Source organism: Aquimarina amphilecti (genome assembly GCF_900109375.1).
In the GTDB taxonomy this organism is placed as follows: domain Bacteria; phylum Bacteroidota; class Bacteroidia; order Flavobacteriales; family Flavobacteriaceae; genus Aquimarina; species Aquimarina amphilecti.
The window spans coordinates 267,002-283,568 of sequence record NZ_FOAB01000002.1; the positions used below are offsets into that span (position 1 = coordinate 267,002).

Genomic DNA, 16,567 nt, shown 5'->3' on the forward strand with positions numbered 1-16,567 from the left:
ATCAAAGTTCATTTGATGTTATACCTAATAGTACATCAAATTAATTACGTATAAGAAAAAACAATAGTAAAAGCACTTGCTATTACAAAAATCAATAATTTTTAATTAAAAACTAAAGGTTCTAAGAGGTTTTTAAAAAAAAGCAAGGTAATTGAGCATAAAATCATTAGAAAACCTTTAAAACTTCTTAAAAAAAGAAATCATGAGTTTTTTAAGATATAAATATGTGATGAATATTCTTTTGATTGCTTTGCTTTAAAATTAGAAATAAAACCAATCCAAACAGCTCTTATGTAATTCATTGTTCCATTCTTATATTTCTCTGATAACAATGCGACATAAAAAGAATCAAAAATCAGAGGTAATGTTTTTTCTAAATAAATATCTTCTTTTGCAAATAGTGCTTTTATTGAATTTTTAGAAAAATGCCATAAATGTCTTGGCACATCATATGCAGCCCAATATGAATTATAATATTCTGCATCGAATGATTTAAAATTAGGAACTGCTATAACAACATAACCCCCCGGTTTTACCAAACGTTTCAATTCTTTAATCTGATCAGTTAAATCCGGAACATGTTCTAGTACATGCCACATAGTAATAACATCATATTCGTGAGAAGGTAAATCGGCTGTGTCAGATTCTAAAAGAATTCCTTTTTCTTTGGCCAATTCTTTAGCCTGTACACTTGGTTCTACTCCTTTTACTTTCCAATATTTTAGATCAGCCTGAATTAAAAAATCCCCTGTACCCGCTCCTATATCCAAAAGCGATCCTGAACCTTTATTCAAAGTAGATATAAGTTTTACTTTTTTATTAAGTGAATACTTCTTAATATAATGATAGAGTTTCTCAAAAACACTTCTTTTGGAATCTGTATGAGAAATATAATCTTCGCTTTCATAATATTTACCTAGATTTTCATTAGCTGGTTTAGGTAACGTTACTAACATATCTAGGTCTTTATCTTTATATAATTTAAAACTCTCCCCAGAAACCGTAAAATCCTCGCACTTTATATAAAAATCTAATTCTTCTTTATTCATTTTAAAAATTAAAAACGATTCCTGTTTTATAAAACATTAATATCTTTTAGATGTAATACCAAATCCAAACAAACATCTTTGGTTAATTTTTCTATCAAACACAAAACGATCACATCTCTTAAACTAATCTATAAACAAAAAAACAAAAATGTTCCACGTGGAACTATAATTTCGTAGCGTCATAAATTTCTACATCTAACAACTCACTAAGCGAATTAGCTATACTAAAAGCATTCTTATATTTATTCGTCTTATATACTGTTACTTTCCTGTTATCTGTAAAAAAACGTACTGCAAACTTTTCATGCCTTTCTTTAGTACCTATTCCACTAACCGCTCCCCATTCATTACTTACACTAAAAGAACCCGAATAAACAGAAACATAATTAGGGAATTCTAATTCCAAATTAATTTCAAACAAAACAATACCGAATACCGAAAATAATTTTTGATTAATAAAATTTTTATTAATCTTATACGAAACCGAAAAGCCAAAAACCAATAAAGCTCCAATTAAAAACAGTACTCTTACTTGCAAAGGTTCTGATGTTAAAAAAAGCCCCGCAATAGAAACAACCAAAACTATCGTAGTCAAAATCCTTGCCTTTAATGCTCTTTCCTGTTTACAGATTACACTTTCCATTACCTACCCATATATACTAACAAAACCGAAATATCACTTGGAGAAACTCCACTAATTCTGGATGCTTGAGAAATAGTAGCTGGTCTTATTTTACTCATCTTCTCACAAGCCTCATAAGAAAGAGATTTTAACTTCGTATAATCAAAATCCTCAGGTATTTTAACATTTTCCAAACGATTCAGTTTATCAGCATTATTTTTTTCCTTCTCTATATATCCAGAATACTTTACTTGGATTTCAGTTTGTTCTAAAACTTCTTTATCCAAATTGTTTTCCTCAATATATTCAGATACTTTACTCAAACGTTTCATATCTTCCAAAGTAATCTGAGGTCGTGCAAAAATTTTAAACATCTTACCACTTTGATTGATCTCGGAAGAATTTTTTTCCTTTAAAACTGGATTTGCCTCATCTGGAGTAACACTAGTGTCTTTAAAGAACTGAACAAAATTCGTTGCTTCTTTTTCCTTCTTTTCCATCCTTCTCAATCTATCATCAGTTGCTAGTCCAATCTTATGAGATATTGGCGTTAATCTAAAATCCGCATTATCCTGTCTTAACAGTGTCCTATATTCCGCTCTAGACGTAAACATACGATAAGGTTCTTCAGTACCTTTCGTAATTAAATCATCAATTAAAACACCTATATAAGCCTCACTTCTTTTTAACGTAAACTCTTCCTCTTCCTTTACTTTAAGTGCGGCATTTATGCCCGCCATCAACCCTTGAGAGGCTGCTTCTTCATATCCCGTAGTTCCATTAATCTGTCCAGCAAAAAACAATCCAGAAACTAATTTAGTCTCTAATGTATGTGTTAATTGTGTTGGTGGGAAGTAATCATATTCTATTGCATAACCAGGTCTAAAAAACTTTACATTCTCAAAACCAACCACAGATCTTAATGCCTTAAACTGGACATCTTCTGGTAACGAAGTAGAAAAACCATTTACGTAAACCTCGACAGTATTCCAACCCTCTGGCTCTATAAACATTTGATGTCTTTCCTTATCGGCAAATCTATTTATCTTATCCTCTATAGAAGGACAATATCTGGGTCCTATACTTTTTATCCTACCATTAAACATTGGCGAGCGATCAAAGCCTTCTCTTAATAAATCATGTACTTCTGCAGAAGTATATGTCATATAACACGATCTTTGATTAACTAAAGGTTTTGATAAATCCGAATAACTAAACTTTTCAGGATTATCATCACCCGGCTGTTCGGTCATTTTAGAATAATCTAAAGATCTTCCATCCACCCTAGGAGGAGTACCCGTTTTCATTCTTCCTGAATCAAATCCCAAATCTACTAGTTGTTCCGTTATACCAGTAGCCGCTCTTTCACCCGCTCTACCTCCGCCAAATTGTTTTTCTCCAATATGAATTAACCCATTTAAAAAAGTCCCATTGGTCAACACAACCGTCTTAGCTTTAACTTCAATTCCCAAAGAAGTTCTTACACCTGTTATCCTATCATTTTCTACAATAAGACCACTTACCATATCCTGATAGAAATCTAAATTATGAGTTTGTTCTAAAAGTAACCTCCACTCCTCTGCAAACCTCATACGATCACTCTGAACTCTTGGACTCCACATCGCAGGACCTTTAGATTTGTTCAACATTTTAAACTGAATAGCAGTTCTATCACTTATAATACCACTATATCCACCAATAGCATCAATCTCTCTAACGATCTGTCCTTTTGCAATACCTCCCATCGCAGGATTGCAACTCATTTGAGCTATGTTTTGCAAATTCATTGTAATCAACAATGTGCTACAACCTAAATTTGCGGCTGACGCCGCAGCTTCACTTCCAGCGTGTCCAGCTCCAACCACTACTACATCATACTCTTTATCAAACATAATATTCCTATTTGTTCCACGTGGAACACTTACATGTTATACTCTTAAAAAAATGTTCCACGTGGAACATTAATAAACGAAAAATTAGGGATGTTCCACGTGGAACATCCCTAATTTTTCGTTTTCCTTTTGTCTCATAAGAAGACTTTCCTCCTCCGTTTTATCTTTATACCCACAGAAGTGCAATACCCCATGAGCAATTACTCTTCTAATTTCTTCCTCTATTTCAACCTCAAAAACTCCAGCATTTTCTATTACCCTTTCTATAGAAATAAAAATATCTCCAGCCACTATATTTCCTAACCCATTACTAAAACCTATAATATCTGTATAAGTGTCATGGTTCAAAAACTTCCGGTTAATTCTTAGTAAATATTCATCTTTACAAAAAATATAATTAATATCACCCTTCTTCTTATCCTCTGAAGAGATAACATTACTTAACCATGCAATCGTAGAAAGTTCATCAATATCAACCTCTACTTCTTCATAAAAAAAATTAATCATTTTCCTTTTTAAAATATTCCTTCACTTTACGCTTGTAATTCTGCCGCAAAGGTAATACTTGTCTGTTTAATATCTCAGTTGTATTAAAATATTGTTTAGCCTTCAAAATCTGTTCCTCATTATTATTGCGAAACAACTTATTATTACTCTTACTTTCTCTTTTCTCTTCTTCTCCTTGTTCTATAGTAGCATCATCCAATTTTAATAACTCATGTTTGAGATCCATCATTTTACTTAAAGTATTATTATCAAAACCCTTCTCCAACAAATCACTTTCTATCTGTTCCATTTTTTTAAGAAGATCACTGCCATTCCCATTTCCAATTCCTTCCTTTTTTAACTTATCCTGTAGCGCATTTCTTAATTTCTGTTGTTGTTTATATATTTCATAAAGCTCCCCATTCATGTCCTCTTTTTGCATTTCAGATTCTCCCTCTCCGTTCTTTCCGTCTTTCCCATCTTTACCCTTCTTATCTCCTCCTTTTCCTTTACCACCTTCACCATTCTCACCTGACGAACCACTATTAGAATCCCCCTTTTCTTGACCTTCTTTCTTTCCTTTTCCTTTCTCTGCTCCTTCTTTCATTTTTTCATTTAATTCCTCTTGTTTTTTTATAATATCAGGCAATTGAAAACCTTGAGATTTACTACCGCTTTTGCCCTTACCGGAAGCTGACATACTATTCTGCATCTGATCCAAAATAATACTTAAAAAATATGCGAGATCATTCGAGCCTGTTACAGAATACTGCTGATTCGCTGTTCCCTGTATCACCTGATTCTCTGCCAAACGTTCCAATGATTTATCTATATTAAATTCTATATCTGTTAACTTCCCCGTTACCTCATCAGATATTTTAGGTCTACGTAACGCCAATGCATATAAACTATCATCTATATGAATAAAATTTTCTCTGAGAACACTTTGCTTTTTTAACTTGGTAGAATACGTAGGATTATCTATATCTATACCCTTAAAACCCTTCATCAGTTTTTCTTGCTCAATAGAAAAATCAACCAAATTGTCCAATATTTGTCTCAACATTTCCATGTCCTCTTGCTCTTGTTCTCCACCTCCCATTTGCATTTGCATCTGCATTCCACTACTCATCTGTTTCATTTTCTCAGCAGCGCTTTTTTGATTTTTCTTAGCGTCCGATTTATTGTCCTTTTCTAAATTATCACTAGCCTTTTCCTGCTCCTTAGAAATCTCCTCCTCATCTTTTTTATCCTGATCTAAATTCATTGGCTTCTTAAGATCTTTATTATCTTTTCTTAAATCATCCATTTCCTTTTTAAACTCATCGAATTCTTTGTTTAACTCATCTTGCTTTTCTTTGGTATTACTATCTTCTTTTTTAGATAACTCTTCCTGTTCTTTAGACATCTCATCCAACTTGCTTGCCAACTTTTCATGTTTCTCTATAACATAATATCTCTTAGTCAACTCCAATAATTGCTCTAAGTTTTTCTTTAAATTCTTATTCTCTTTTGCAAGCTCCTCTAATTTTTCAGTTAACTCTTCCTTCTGCAATTTCTCAGCTATCTTATTTATCTCATCTAACAGTTTTTCGTTTTTCTTTAGCTTCTCCTCATTTCTCTCCAGCATTTCCTTTAGCGCATCTTTAAAAGGTTCTTCCTCTTTTTTATCCTCTATACTTTCTAAATTATCTTTCAATTTCTTTGAGAAGTTTTGCATCATTTTTTCCTGTTCCTTCTGTCGTTTCAAATAATCTTCTAACTTCTTTTTATCATTGTAATCTAATTGCTTCTTCTCCTTTTGAAGCTTACTAATACTTTTTAAATCCTGCTCCTGTGACTTGAATTTTTTTAATGATTTGTTTAAACCCGAAATAGCCTTGCTTTGTTCATTTAATTTTTTCTCTTCTTCCTCACTTTTAGTTAATTTTCTATAACTAAAAACTTGACTTCGTGTACTCTTATTACTATTAACAGCATCATTGTCAAACACCTCAAAATAAAACTCATAATTAACACCATCCTTAAGTCCTAAATTTCCAGGAAAAGCATAAATAAATTCATCAAAACTTGACGAATTAATAGCTATACTCTCAGACTGTTTATTTAATTCATCCTCACTATTATAGTACATCAATCGTAGTCCATTTAAACCATAGTCATCACTAACCCTACCAAAAAAATACATTGTACTATTATCTACCGTATCTTTTTCAGTTGTCAAATTAATCTCAGGATATTGATCCTTTATAACATTAATATTAAAAGAAAGATTGTCATAGTCCTGTACATTTTTATTAGAAGTTGTTATTCTATAATCCCAATCACTATATAAAACTTCGTTATAATTAAATTCGGATTTACTTTTTTCAAAAACACGTGTAGAATCCTTCATAACAAGGTTTACATTTTCGGTATTTCTAGTTCTAACTTTCCATTTCACCTTTGTCCCCTCAGGCACAACAGCATTTCCAGAACTTTTTAAAGATTCATCCTTTTTCTTTGTATATGCAGGATAATCAAGATCCATAACAAAATCTAATAATGTAGGCACTGGAACAACCTCTAATACATACTCCTTGGAGACAACTTCATTAGAAAACAAAACAAAATCGACTGACTTTTTTGGTTGTGCAAACGTATATTCATAAGCTCCCACACCTGTATTCTTTAAAAAATAAATCTCGTCATTATAACTAATTTGAACATCTTCTGGTAAAACGTCTCCTGTAGTTTTTACCTCCAAAATAAAATCTTTATTCTCCAGAGCATTAAGCGTATTGTTTACTATAAAGAACTGAAACGGGGCAGGTGGCTCATATGCCGTTTCATAATTAACAACACGTTTATAACTTTCAGAAAACCAATCTTTACTATTGGATAAACTTACTAGTAAAAAAACCAAAACTGGAATTAAAGCATATTTCAAATACTTAGAATTTCTCTTAAAATCAATCGCCAATTTAAAAGGTATTGGTTTTAATTCTACAGACTTCTGTTCTATACTAGCTAATAATAAGGCTGACGATGAACTATCATTTTGTAACTGTAATAAGTTTAATAATTTATCATTCACATTTGGAAAATGATCTCCAATAATTTTAGACGCATTCTCATAGTTAATTCCATTAGCTATTTTTAACAGCTTTGCTACCGGTATCGCAATGAACTTAATAAATAGGGAAATTTCCACTCCTATAAACAGCCAAAACAAAACAGTTCTCCAAGTACTATTTAACCAAAAAGCGTATTCTATTAATAGCGTAACCAAAAAATACAACACACCAATTGCGAAAAATAATATAACTCCTTTTATCAATTCATTGATATAATATTTTCTTATAAACTGTTCTAATTTCTCCTTTATGAACTCAAAACTACCCATAGCGCTATCATTTTCTATTTCAGTAATCTATAAAACTACAACTTTATTTCTTATAGATTTGTTATATTTATTATAATTCAAACCCCTATCAAGTACGTTATTATGAAAGATTTAAAGTATATATCCGCATACACGATTCCAATTGTAGCCTTACTAAGTATATCGATACAAGGGGTCTATACCTATTTAACTCCTTTTTATGTATTTGGTATTATTCCTTTTATAGAACTATTTACCCCTTCATCAATTGAAAACTTAGATGATAATAGCCGTTTATCAAAATCTAAAAAACAGTTGTTTGATTGGTTATTGTATATCAATCTTCCCATCATTTATATCGTATTATTTTATGCTATTTATACAGTTACAAAACATCAACTATCTACTTATGAAATTGTAGGTATTGTTATCTCTACAGGAATAGTACTTGGTGCTAATGGCATCAATGTTGGCCATGAATTAGGTCATCGTTTTTCCAACGAAAGATTTATTGCTAAAGCCTTATTGCTTCCTTCATTATATATGCACTTTTATATCGAACATAACTTTGGACATCATCTAAAAGCTGCTACCAAAGAAGATCCAGCCACTGCCAAATATAATCAGCCAGTATACTTTTTCTGGTTTACATCTGTTTTAGGTCAATACATTAGTGCCTGGAAAATCCAAATCCAATTATTAAAACAAAATAATCTGTCTTTTTTTTCTCCTAAAAATGATATGTTCTGGTATCTAATTTTTACTGCAAGCTATCTTATTAGTATTTATCTTTTATTTGATATTACTGGTTTTTGGATTGCAATTTCCAGCGGAGCCGTTGGGTTTCTTTTATTAGAAACTATAAATTATATTGAACACTATGGTCTTAAAAGAAACAAAAACAAATCAGGTAGATACGAACGTGTTAAAGAAATTCATTCTTGGAACTCCAATCATTTATTAGGCCGTATTCTTCTTTTTGAACTTACAAGACACAGTGATCATCATTATCGCGCTTCGAAGAAATATCAAATTCTAGATCATCATGATAAAAGTCCGCAATTACCTTTCGGTTATCCGACATCAATGGTAATAGCACTCTTCCCTCCTCTATGGTTTATGCTTGTGAATAAAAGGGTGCCAAACGAAATGAAACCCTAAATATATACGTAGTTCTTCTTTCGATTTATTAGACTAAATCTTTTTCAAACACTTATTTTAGATTGTATCTTTGCGTTCTCTTTTGCACACCTTTTTGGGTTAAAAACAAAGATTATGACAAAAAACATTAGGGTACGATTTGCCCCAAGTCCAACAGGACCTCTTCATATTGGAGGCGTAAGAACTGCTTTATTTAACTATCTTTTTGCAAAAAAAAATAAAGGTACTTTTGTGCTAAGAATAGAAGATACAGATCAAAACAGATATGTTTCTGGTGCCGAAGACTATATCACAGAATCCCTTAATTGGTGTAACATTCCATTTGATGAAGGACCAGGAAAAGAAGGTAAGTTTGGACCATATAAGCAGAGTGAAAGAAAACACTTATATAAGCAATACGCAGATCAGTTAATAAATAGTGGTGATGCATACTATGCATTTGATACAGCAGATGAACTAAATGATCTTCGAAAAAATCATGAAGCACAAGGAAAAACTTTTATCTATAACTGGCATAATAGATCTAAACTAAACAATTCCTTATCACTTTCAGAAAATGAAACACAACTAAAAATTGATTCTGGTCAACCTTACGTAATCCGTTTTAAATGTCCAACGAATGAAACTTTACATTTAAAAGATGAAGTGCGCGGTGATATTACAATCGATACAAATGTATTAGATGATAAAGTATTATTTAAAAGTGATGGTATGCCAACCTATCATCTTGCCAATATAGTAGATGATCACTTAATGGAAATATCTCATGTTATTCGTGGTGAAGAATGGTTACCGTCTCTAGCTTTACATGAATTACTTTATAAATCTTTAGGATGGCAAGCTCCTAGTTTCTCTCATTTACCTCTTATATTAAAACCTACTGGTAAAGGAAAATTAGGAAAAAGAGATGGTATAACCGGAGGGTTTCCTGTTTTTCCTTTGCAATGGACCGATCCAAAAACAAATGAAGTTGCATCTGGATACCGTGAAGATGGGTACTTACCAGAGGCAGTAATCAATATGCTCGCTTTTCTTGGTTGGAATCCTGGAACAGAACAAGAACTTTTCTCTCTAGAACAACTAATCAACGAATTTGATCTTACAAGAGTTAATAAGGCGGGAGCCAAATTTGATCCCGAAAAAACAAAATGGTTTCAGCAACAACATTTTCAGCAGGCCAATAACTCTTTACACGTGGAACAATTAAGCAAAACACTTTCTGAAAAGAATATTTCCACTTCTTATGATCTAAATGAAGTAGTTGACTTAATTAAGGAAAGGGCTGTTTTTTCAAAAGACTTATGGGATCTTAGTAAGTTTTTATTTATCGCTCCATCAGAATATGATGAAAAAGCAACAAAGAAAGCATGGAAACAAGACACTCCTGATCTTATGCATGAGCTAACAAGAATTATTAACGACATTCATGATTTTAATTCTGAAAACATTTCTAATACTATTAAAAATTGGATAAAATCTAAAGAAATTGGGTTTGGTAAAATAATGATGCCGCTACGCATTGCGTTAGTTGGATCATTACAAGGCCCTGATATTTTCAGAATTATAGAGATTATAGATAAAAAAGAAACCCTTAAGAGAATAGAGGTTATTATAGAAAAACTTTAGAACCTCTTAGTATTATAATTGTATAAACAGCCTTTCGTCTAATCTAGATAAAGGGCTGTTTACTTTTTTATTTGTAACATTTTGACATTAATACATACTCATATAGTAAGTATTTTAAATAATGTCAACTATGGGAAAACAATATAAAGTCCTTAAATTATCTAATTTATGGTCTACCGAAAAATTACGAAAACAAGCTGAAGATACATTAAACAAAGCTTCACAAGATGGATGGGAAATTATCTCAGTCGCGTTCGGGACTTCTAGCAGTTCTGGTATGTCCACTGCAATGATAACTATCGCCAAATAATGTGTAATGATTTACAATTAATTAGTAACTTCATTTCAACTATTAACTTTTAATATAAAAACTATGGGACTATATTTAATACCGTTAGTGATATTCGGTTTTATAATTCTTATATCAGGAATATTCACAGTAAAACAACAGACTTCAGCGGTCGTAGAGCGCTTTGGTAAATTTTTAAGCATTAGAAATTCTGGATTACATTTTAAAATTCCAATTTTTGACCGTATCGCAGGTAGAATAAATCTAAAAATTCAACAATTAGATGTGCTTGTAGAAACAAAAACAAAAGATGATGTATTTGTTCGTTTAAAAATATCTGTACAGTTCCAAGTAATTAAAGCTAAAGTATATGATGCTTTTTATAAATTAGAAAACCCGCACGATCAAATTACCTCTTACGTATTCGATGTAGTACGCGCAGAAGTTCCTAAAATGAAATTAGACGATGTCTTCGAAAGAAAAGATGATATTGCTATTGCTGTAAAACAAGAACTTAATGAAGCTATGATAAACTATGGTTATGATATTATAAAAACGTTAGTAACCGATATTGATCCCGATCTTCAAGTAAAAGAAGCAATGAATAGAATTAATGCTGCCGAACGTGAAAAAGTTGCTGCAGAATATGAAGCCGAAGCTGAACGTATTAAAATAGTTGCTAAGGCTCGTGCTGAAGCAGAAAGTAAGAGATTACAAGGTCAAGGTATTGCAGATCAAAGGAGAGAAATTGCTAGAGGATTAGAAGAAAGTGTAGATGTTCTAAACAATGTGGGGATCAATTCTCAAGAAGCCTCTGCCCTTATCGTCGTAACACAACATTATGACACATTACAATCCATAGGAGAAGAAACTAATAGTAATTTAATATTATTACCTAACTCTCCACAAGCTGGAAGTGATATGTTAAATAATATGATTGCTTCATTTACCGCTTCTAATCAAATAGGAGAAGAAATGAAAAAACAAAATGCTAAAAAAGGTATCGGTGGAAAAAAACCAGATGCATAAGATTATCTTATAAATTAACAAAACCCGATCACATTTTATGATCGGGTTTTATTTTTTATCGATTTTACAAAAATCTATGTTCACAAATTACTAATTTTACAAAAAAATTGAATTGGACGGTTTTAAGAGCATTTTTATAACAAAGACATAAATTTATATTATGCAACTTTTATTTTCCCTTACAGTCTTTAATATAAACTCGTTTTTAATAAGAAAAAACTATGTAAAATTATAAACTATAGTTATTTCTGATAAAACAAAAAATAGTCTTTTATAAAAAAATGAAAATGAAAAATTACCTATTTATACTTCTTTTTGTTTCCGGAAGTATATTTTCCCAAAATGTAAACAAATTAAAAAAAGAAGCCTTAAGAGATGCCAAAGCAGTTTCTGAAGCCTCTCTGAAAAAAGATGTGAATACTATTTTAGAATATACACATCCAAAAATATTTAAAGAATATGGTGAAGAACAATTAAAAAATGGAATTGACCAAGTCTTTAAAACAATGACTGCTCAAAAAATAAAAATTGTTAGCTCAAAGATTGATGAAGTAACTGAAATTAAAAAAGAAAAAAAAGAATACCGTTGTCTTGTAAAGAATACTATAAAAATGGATTTTAATGGTCGTAATGTAACATTAAAAAGTTCTCTATTCGGTTTTTATAATAAGAAAAAAGAAAAGTGGTATTTTATTGAATCTAATAAGTTATTGGATGATGATGAAACCAAAAAAATATTTAAAAATTTCAAAACAGAAATTGAAATACCTCAAGATGAGCATATAGCAGCTGATTACTAGATAAAAAAAGAGATGAATAAAATTTATTCATCTCTTTTTTTATGCTCATATATTTCTATTAGATGTTATAATTATTAGCTATAACCCCTGCTTCTTTACTTAACAATTCATTAGAATCTTCTTTCCCTTTTAATATAAAATCTTTAGCTTCTTGATCAGGTTCTATATTTTTTGTTTTTAAAACAACTCCTAGCGCTATAGTAACAACAATACGAGTTCCTATTTTTTTTGCAGCCGTACCATATAGAGGAACCAATTCATCTATTTCTACTTTTTTCGCTGCTTCTAAAAGCTTTGTTTTAAGAGCTTCTCTTTTCTCATCTGGTAAGTTAGTATACTTCTTCCCTGCTCTCTTAATTTCATCGATTGCAAGCACTTCTCGTTGCTTATTTTGATGTGGTTTATTATTACTGTTAACTTGTTTGTTTGAAACAGGCTTAACTTTAGCCCAAGTATCCCTCAGGCCCACAGTTTTGTTAAAAACTAAAGAATCTGATTTACTATCAGGATCTACATTAAAATAACCTAATCTTTGGAATTGATATTGTTCTAATAGCTTAACTTCTCTAAGGCTTGGTTCTACATATCCTGTAATCACTTTTAAAGAACTTGGATTAATAAAATCCATAAAATCCTTTTCCTTATGACTATCAGGAGCTTCATCATTAAATAAACGGTCATACAATCTAATCTCTGCCTTAATAGCGTGTTTTATAGATACCCAATGTAAAGTTCCTTTTATATTACGCTTAGATTCCTCTGTACCACTACCCGATTTACTCTTAGGGTCATATGTACAATGAATCTCGATAATATTTCCTTGATCGTCTTTTACAACACTTTCACCTTTTATAATAAATGCATTCTTAAGACGTACTTCCTTACCTAATGTCAATCGAAAATATTTTCGACCAGCTTCCTCTTTAAAATCTTCTCTTTCTATATATAATTCTTTAGAAAAAGGAACTTTTCTAGAACCTGCTGACAAATCTTCTGGATTATTCTCCGCTTCTAACCATTCCTCTTCATTCTTAGGATAATTAGTAATTACCAATTTTACCGGATCTAATACAGCCATAACCCTATCCGCCGTCTTATTAAGATCTTCTCTTATACAAAATTCTAGTAAAGAAACGTCAATAACATTTTCTCTTTTAGCGACACCTACTGTTTCTACAAACTTTCGTATGGATGCCGGAGTATATCCTCTTCTTCGTAACCCAGAAATAGTTGGCATTCTCGGATCATCCCAACCTTTTACTATACCATCATTAACCAATCTGAGTAATTTACGCTTACTCATAATTGTATAGCTTAAATTAAGACGTGCAAATTCTCTTTGTTTAGGCCTTATATTCTCATTATTATAAATCTGATCCAAAAACCAATCATACAGTTTTCTATGTGGCTTAAATTCTAATGAACATAATGAATGAGAAATGTTTTCTATATAATCACTTTCTCCGTGAGTCCAATCATACATTGGATATATACACCATTGATCACCAGTTCTATGATGAGATTTTTTTAATATCCTATACATCAACGGATCACGCATTAACATATTAGGATCTGCCATATCAATTTTTGCCCTAACTACATGTGCTCCTTCATCAAATTCTCCCGTTTTCATGCGTTCAAATAAATCTAGATTTTCTTCTACCGATCTATCTCTGAAAGGACTATTTATACCTGGTTCTGTAGTTGTTCCTTTTTGTTCAGCTATTTTCTCGGAAGATTGGCTGTCTACATATGCCTTTCCTTCTTTAATTAAAATCACCGTCCAATCATATAATTGCTGAAAGTAATCAGAAGAATAACATTCTTTATCCCATTGATATCCCAACCAAGAAATATCTTTTTTAATAGCATCCACGTATTCCTGTTCTTCTTTTGCAGGATTAGTATCATCAAAACGAAGATTTACCGGAGCATTATAAGTTAAACCTAATCCAAAACTAATTCCTATAGCTTTCGTATGACCTATATGCAGATATCCATTAGGTTCTGGAGGAAAACGAAAACGTAAATCCTTTGGATTCATACCATTCGTTAAATCTTCTTCTACAATATGCTCTAAAAAATTGAGTGATTTTTTTTCTTCTGTCATTGGATAAAAATAAAATACAAAACTACCTAATATTTCTAATGATACACAACAATTGTATCATATCTATTTTATTGTTCTAATACCAATCCGTAAAAAGGTTGTTTTCCTCTAAATTCTTTATAAAGATTCTTATTACCTTTGAAAAAAAATTTGTGGGTTTAATTACACTAAAAAACATCAAGATATATGCATATCACGGATGTCTTGTAGAGGAGAAAAAAATTGGTTCTGATTATAGAGTTGATTTAAAAATTAAGGCTAATTTAAATACATCTGCTAGCACAGATAATCTTTCTGATACTGTTGATTACGTGCATCTTAATCATATAGTAAAAGAAGAAATGGCCATTCGTTCTAAGTTATTGGAACATGCTGCAGAACGAATTTTAAGTCGTATATTAAAAGAGCTACCTTTAGTAGATAAAGCAACAGTAGATGTTTCTAAAATTAACCCTCCAATAGGTGGAAATGTGCAAATGGTTACAATTACTAGGAGTAAAAAAAGATAAATAAATCTGAAGTAATCATAAATTTTTTTACATTTGCCCTCGAAGATCAAAAGGGTGTCGTGGCCGAGTGGCTAGGCAGTGGTCTGCAACACCATCTACAGCGGTTCGAATCCGCTCGACACCTCAAAAAAAAGTCCTGTAAATTTTACAGGACTTTTTTTATTTAAAACCAGATTCTGGTGTAATTTTTTCAATTTTATCTTGAATTCTTTTCTCCATAGTTTCTGGTAATACTCCTTTTATAATGAGGAAAATTCCAAAAACTACCATAATTATACTAATTGCTCTTTTTATTAAATACGTACGCTTAGGAGTTAATTTTCTTTTTAAACGCTTTGCTAGTAACATTTTAAGCACATCTATAAACAAATACGTAGCAAGCACCATTGCAAAAAAGACAAAAATTCTATTAGTATTCATATCCATTTGAGGACCGGCTACTACTATAACCCCAATCCAAAACCCTAAAACACCAATATTTATAAAGTTTAATAAAAAACCCTTAAAAAAAAGCACAAAATAATTGTGCTTGTTAATAATTTCTACAGAAGTATCTCTAAGTTTATTATAGTTTTTTCTCTCTTTAATGAAAGATATCGCTCCATATGTTGCTAATAACATACCTCCAAAAACAAACAAAGCAGGATCATCTTTTATCTTTTCTAAAATCTGATTAGTACTGAAATACGCTATTAAGATAAAAACAATATCAGCAAATATTACTCCGAGATCTACAGCTAAAGCTGCCCTAAACCCCTTAATTGCAGCTGTTTCTAGTAAAACAAAAAAAACAGGCCCAATTAAAAAGGCTAATATAAATCCTAAAAATATTGCTGCTTGAGCGTCTTGAAACATAAAATGTAAGCGTATTTCTTACAAAGTTAGAAAATACTACTTAGTTTACCTCTATAATTTTGCCACCAAAAACTTTTTTTCCATCCACTTCTTTCGGATTTCCATAAATTCTAATAGTACCACCAGCTGCTGTATTTGCTTTTACATAATCACTAGCATTTACATTTGCTCTTCCACCAGCACTAATTTTTACTTGAGTACTTCTAGTTTTTAAATCTTCAGCAATAAATTGTCCTCCTGCTTTTACAGTTACTTCTTGTTCATCTGCTTTACCTTCTAAATGCAATCCACCACCACTTACAGCACGTGCTAATAATTTCTCAGTTTCAATTTCCGCGTATATATCACCACCTTCTTGCGCACGAAGATCTAATTCACTTCCTATAAGTGCACCTTTAACCATAATTTTAGCTCCTTCATTTACATCTAACTTCTTTATATTAGTATAATAAACAATAACTTTAGTATCATTATTATCCCAAGTATTACTTAGTGACATCTTAATTTTTAGAACGTTATCTTTAATAACGACATCTACTTCTTTTCTACTAATACCTGAAACTTCTACTTTATTTTCTGATCCTTTAATAAGTTTCACTTCTATCTTATCAAAGACTTTAAGTTCATTAAAATCTCCTACATTCTTTGTTATAACCTTTTGAGCATTTAGCATGGATACAACAAATAATAACGAAAGGAATATTACTTTTTTCATTTCCTAAATAAATTTAAAATTGATAAATGTGTGATTTATATTTTGATTAACGTTTACTAT

14 protein-coding genes and 1 tRNA gene are annotated in these 16,567 nt (G+C 31.2%); 7 read left to right on the forward strand and 8 right to left on the reverse strand.

What is annotated here, in order from left to right:
• Positions 1-200: 200 nt before the first annotated feature.
• The 5 genes from BMY33_RS05515 to BMY33_RS05535 all read right to left on the reverse strand — a co-directional run bounded on the left by BMY33_RS05515 (position 201) and on the right by BMY33_RS05535 (position 7,434).
• Entirely contained in the window at positions 201-1,049 is an 849-nt protein-coding gene (locus BMY33_RS05515) for a class I SAM-dependent methyltransferase (protein ID WP_091406489.1), read from the reverse strand.
• 163 nt (positions 1,050-1,212) lie between these two features.
• Positions 1,213-1,692 (reverse strand): hypothetical protein, encoded by a 480-nt coding sequence (locus BMY33_RS05520; RefSeq protein WP_091406491.1) that lies wholly within the window; start codon positions 1,690-1,692, stop codon positions 1,213-1,215.
• Positions 1,692-3,563, reverse strand: coding sequence for a tRNA uridine-5-carboxymethylaminomethyl(34) synthesis enzyme MnmG (gene mnmG / locus BMY33_RS05525; RefSeq protein ID WP_091406493.1), 1,872 nt, complete (start codon positions 3,561-3,563; stop codon positions 1,692-1,694). Before mnmG ends, BMY33_RS05520 begins: the two co-directional genes overlap by 1 nt.
• A gap of 84 nt (positions 3,564-3,647) precedes the next feature.
• A complete protein-coding gene (ybeY, locus tag BMY33_RS05530) occupies positions 3,648-4,070 on the reverse strand; it encodes an rRNA maturation RNase YbeY (protein ID WP_091406495.1) in 423 nt (140 codons plus the stop codon).
• Positions 4,063-7,434 carry a DUF4175 family protein gene (locus tag BMY33_RS05535; protein WP_091406496.1) on the reverse strand — a complete coding sequence of 1,124 codons (3,372 nt, stop codon included), beginning with the start codon at positions 7,432-7,434 and terminating at the stop codon, positions 4,063-4,065. Before BMY33_RS05535 ends, ybeY begins: the two co-directional genes overlap by 8 nt.
• 102 nt (positions 7,435-7,536) lie before the next feature.
• Here BMY33_RS05535 and BMY33_RS05540 point away from each other — a divergent pair, with 102 nt between their 5' ends.
• The 5 genes from BMY33_RS05540 to BMY33_RS05560 all read left to right on the forward strand — a co-directional run bounded on the left by BMY33_RS05540 (position 7,537) and on the right by BMY33_RS05560 (position 12,318).
• Positions 7,537-8,574: an alkane 1-monooxygenase gene (locus tag BMY33_RS05540; protein WP_091406498.1), complete on the forward strand. Its 1,038-nt coding sequence runs from the start codon at positions 7,537-7,539 to the stop codon at positions 8,572-8,574.
• A gap of 114 nt (positions 8,575-8,688) precedes the next feature.
• Positions 8,689-10,200, forward strand: coding sequence for a glutamate--tRNA ligase (gene gltX / locus BMY33_RS05545; protein ID WP_091406500.1), 1,512 nt, complete (start codon positions 8,689-8,691; stop codon positions 10,198-10,200).
• 130 nt (positions 10,201-10,330) lie between these two features.
• Positions 10,331-10,510 carry a DUF4177 domain-containing protein gene (locus tag BMY33_RS05550; RefSeq protein ID WP_170837014.1) on the forward strand — a complete coding sequence of 60 codons (180 nt, stop codon included), beginning with the start codon at positions 10,331-10,333 and terminating at the stop codon, positions 10,508-10,510.
• 63 nt (positions 10,511-10,573) lie between these two features.
• A complete protein-coding gene (locus BMY33_RS05555) occupies positions 10,574-11,518 on the forward strand; it encodes an SPFH domain-containing protein (RefSeq protein WP_091406504.1) in 945 nt (314 codons plus the stop codon).
• A gap of 287 nt (positions 11,519-11,805) precedes the next feature.
• On the forward strand, positions 11,806-12,318 hold the full coding sequence (locus BMY33_RS05560) for a hypothetical protein (RefSeq protein ID WP_139195595.1): 513 nt from the start codon (positions 11,806-11,808) through the stop codon (positions 12,316-12,318).
• Between the two features lie 58 nt (positions 12,319-12,376).
• Here BMY33_RS05560 and BMY33_RS05565 read toward each other — a convergent pair whose 3' ends face one another.
• Positions 12,377-14,428 (reverse strand): glutamine--tRNA ligase/YqeY domain fusion protein, encoded by a 2,052-nt coding sequence (locus tag BMY33_RS05565; protein WP_091406508.1) that lies wholly within the window; start codon positions 14,426-14,428, stop codon positions 12,377-12,379.
• A gap of 152 nt (positions 14,429-14,580) precedes the next feature.
• Between BMY33_RS05565 and folB the strand changes: the two genes are divergently transcribed.
• Both folB and BMY33_RS05575 read left to right on the forward strand, forming a co-directional pair.
• Positions 14,581-14,937, forward strand: a complete 357-nt coding sequence (folB, locus tag BMY33_RS05570; protein WP_091407192.1) for a dihydroneopterin aldolase — start codon at positions 14,581-14,583, stop codon at positions 14,935-14,937.
• A gap of 53 nt (positions 14,938-14,990) precedes the next feature.
• Positions 14,991-15,061, forward strand: a tRNA-Cys gene (locus tag BMY33_RS05575).
• A gap of 35 nt (positions 15,062-15,096) precedes the next feature.
• On the opposite strand, the gene BMY33_RS05580 is transcribed toward BMY33_RS05575, so the two are convergent.
• Together BMY33_RS05580 and BMY33_RS05585 are read right to left on the reverse strand one after the other, a co-directional pair.
• On the reverse strand, positions 15,097-15,792 hold the full coding sequence (locus tag BMY33_RS05580) for a LysE family translocator (RefSeq protein WP_091406510.1): 696 nt from the start codon (positions 15,790-15,792) through the stop codon (positions 15,097-15,099).
• 40 nt (positions 15,793-15,832) lie between these two features.
• A complete protein-coding gene (locus tag BMY33_RS05585; protein WP_091406513.1) occupies positions 15,833-16,507 on the reverse strand; it encodes a head GIN domain-containing protein in 675 nt (224 codons plus the stop codon).
• Between the last annotated feature and the right edge of the window lie 60 nt (positions 16,508-16,567).

What these genes read in the sequence shown, in the direction of transcription:
- BMY33_RS05515 (WP_091406489.1), bottom strand. Translation starts at nt 1,049, where the DNA reads ATGAATAAAGAAGAATTAGATTTTTATATAAAGTGCGAGGATTTTACG.
- BMY33_RS05520 (WP_091406491.1), bottom strand. Translation starts at nt 1,692, where the DNA reads ATGGAAAGTGTAATCTGTAAACAGGAAAGAGCATTAAAGGCAAGGATT.
- mnmG (WP_091406493.1), bottom strand. Translation starts at nt 3,563, where the DNA reads ATGTTTGATAAAGAGTATGATGTAGTAGTGGTTGGAGCTGGACACGCT.
- ybeY (WP_091406495.1), bottom strand. Translation starts at nt 4,070, where the DNA reads ATGATTAATTTTTTTTATGAAGAAGTAGAGGTTGATATTGATGAACTT.
- BMY33_RS05535 (WP_091406496.1), bottom strand. Translation starts at nt 7,434, where the DNA reads ATGGGTAGTTTTGAGTTCATAAAGGAGAAATTAGAACAGTTTATAAGA.
- BMY33_RS05540 (WP_091406498.1), top strand. Translation starts at nt 7,537, where the DNA reads ATGAAAGATTTAAAGTATATATCCGCATACACGATTCCAATTGTAGCC.
- gltX (WP_091406500.1), top strand. Translation starts at nt 8,689, where the DNA reads ATGACAAAAAACATTAGGGTACGATTTGCCCCAAGTCCAACAGGACCT.
- BMY33_RS05550 (WP_170837014.1), top strand. Translation starts at nt 10,331, where the DNA reads ATGGGAAAACAATATAAAGTCCTTAAATTATCTAATTTATGGTCTACC.
- BMY33_RS05555 (WP_091406504.1), top strand. Translation starts at nt 10,574, where the DNA reads ATGGGACTATATTTAATACCGTTAGTGATATTCGGTTTTATAATTCTT.
- BMY33_RS05560 (WP_139195595.1), top strand. Translation starts at nt 11,806, where the DNA reads ATGAAAAATTACCTATTTATACTTCTTTTTGTTTCCGGAAGTATATTT.
- BMY33_RS05565 (WP_091406508.1), bottom strand. Translation starts at nt 14,428, where the DNA reads ATGACAGAAGAAAAAAAATCACTCAATTTTTTAGAGCATATTGTAGAA.
- BMY33_RS05580 (WP_091406510.1), bottom strand. Translation starts at nt 15,792, where the DNA reads ATGTTTCAAGACGCTCAAGCAGCAATATTTTTAGGATTTATATTAGCC.
- BMY33_RS05585 (WP_091406513.1), bottom strand. Translation starts at nt 16,507, where the DNA reads ATGAAAAAAGTAATATTCCTTTCGTTATTATTTGTTGTATCCATGCTA.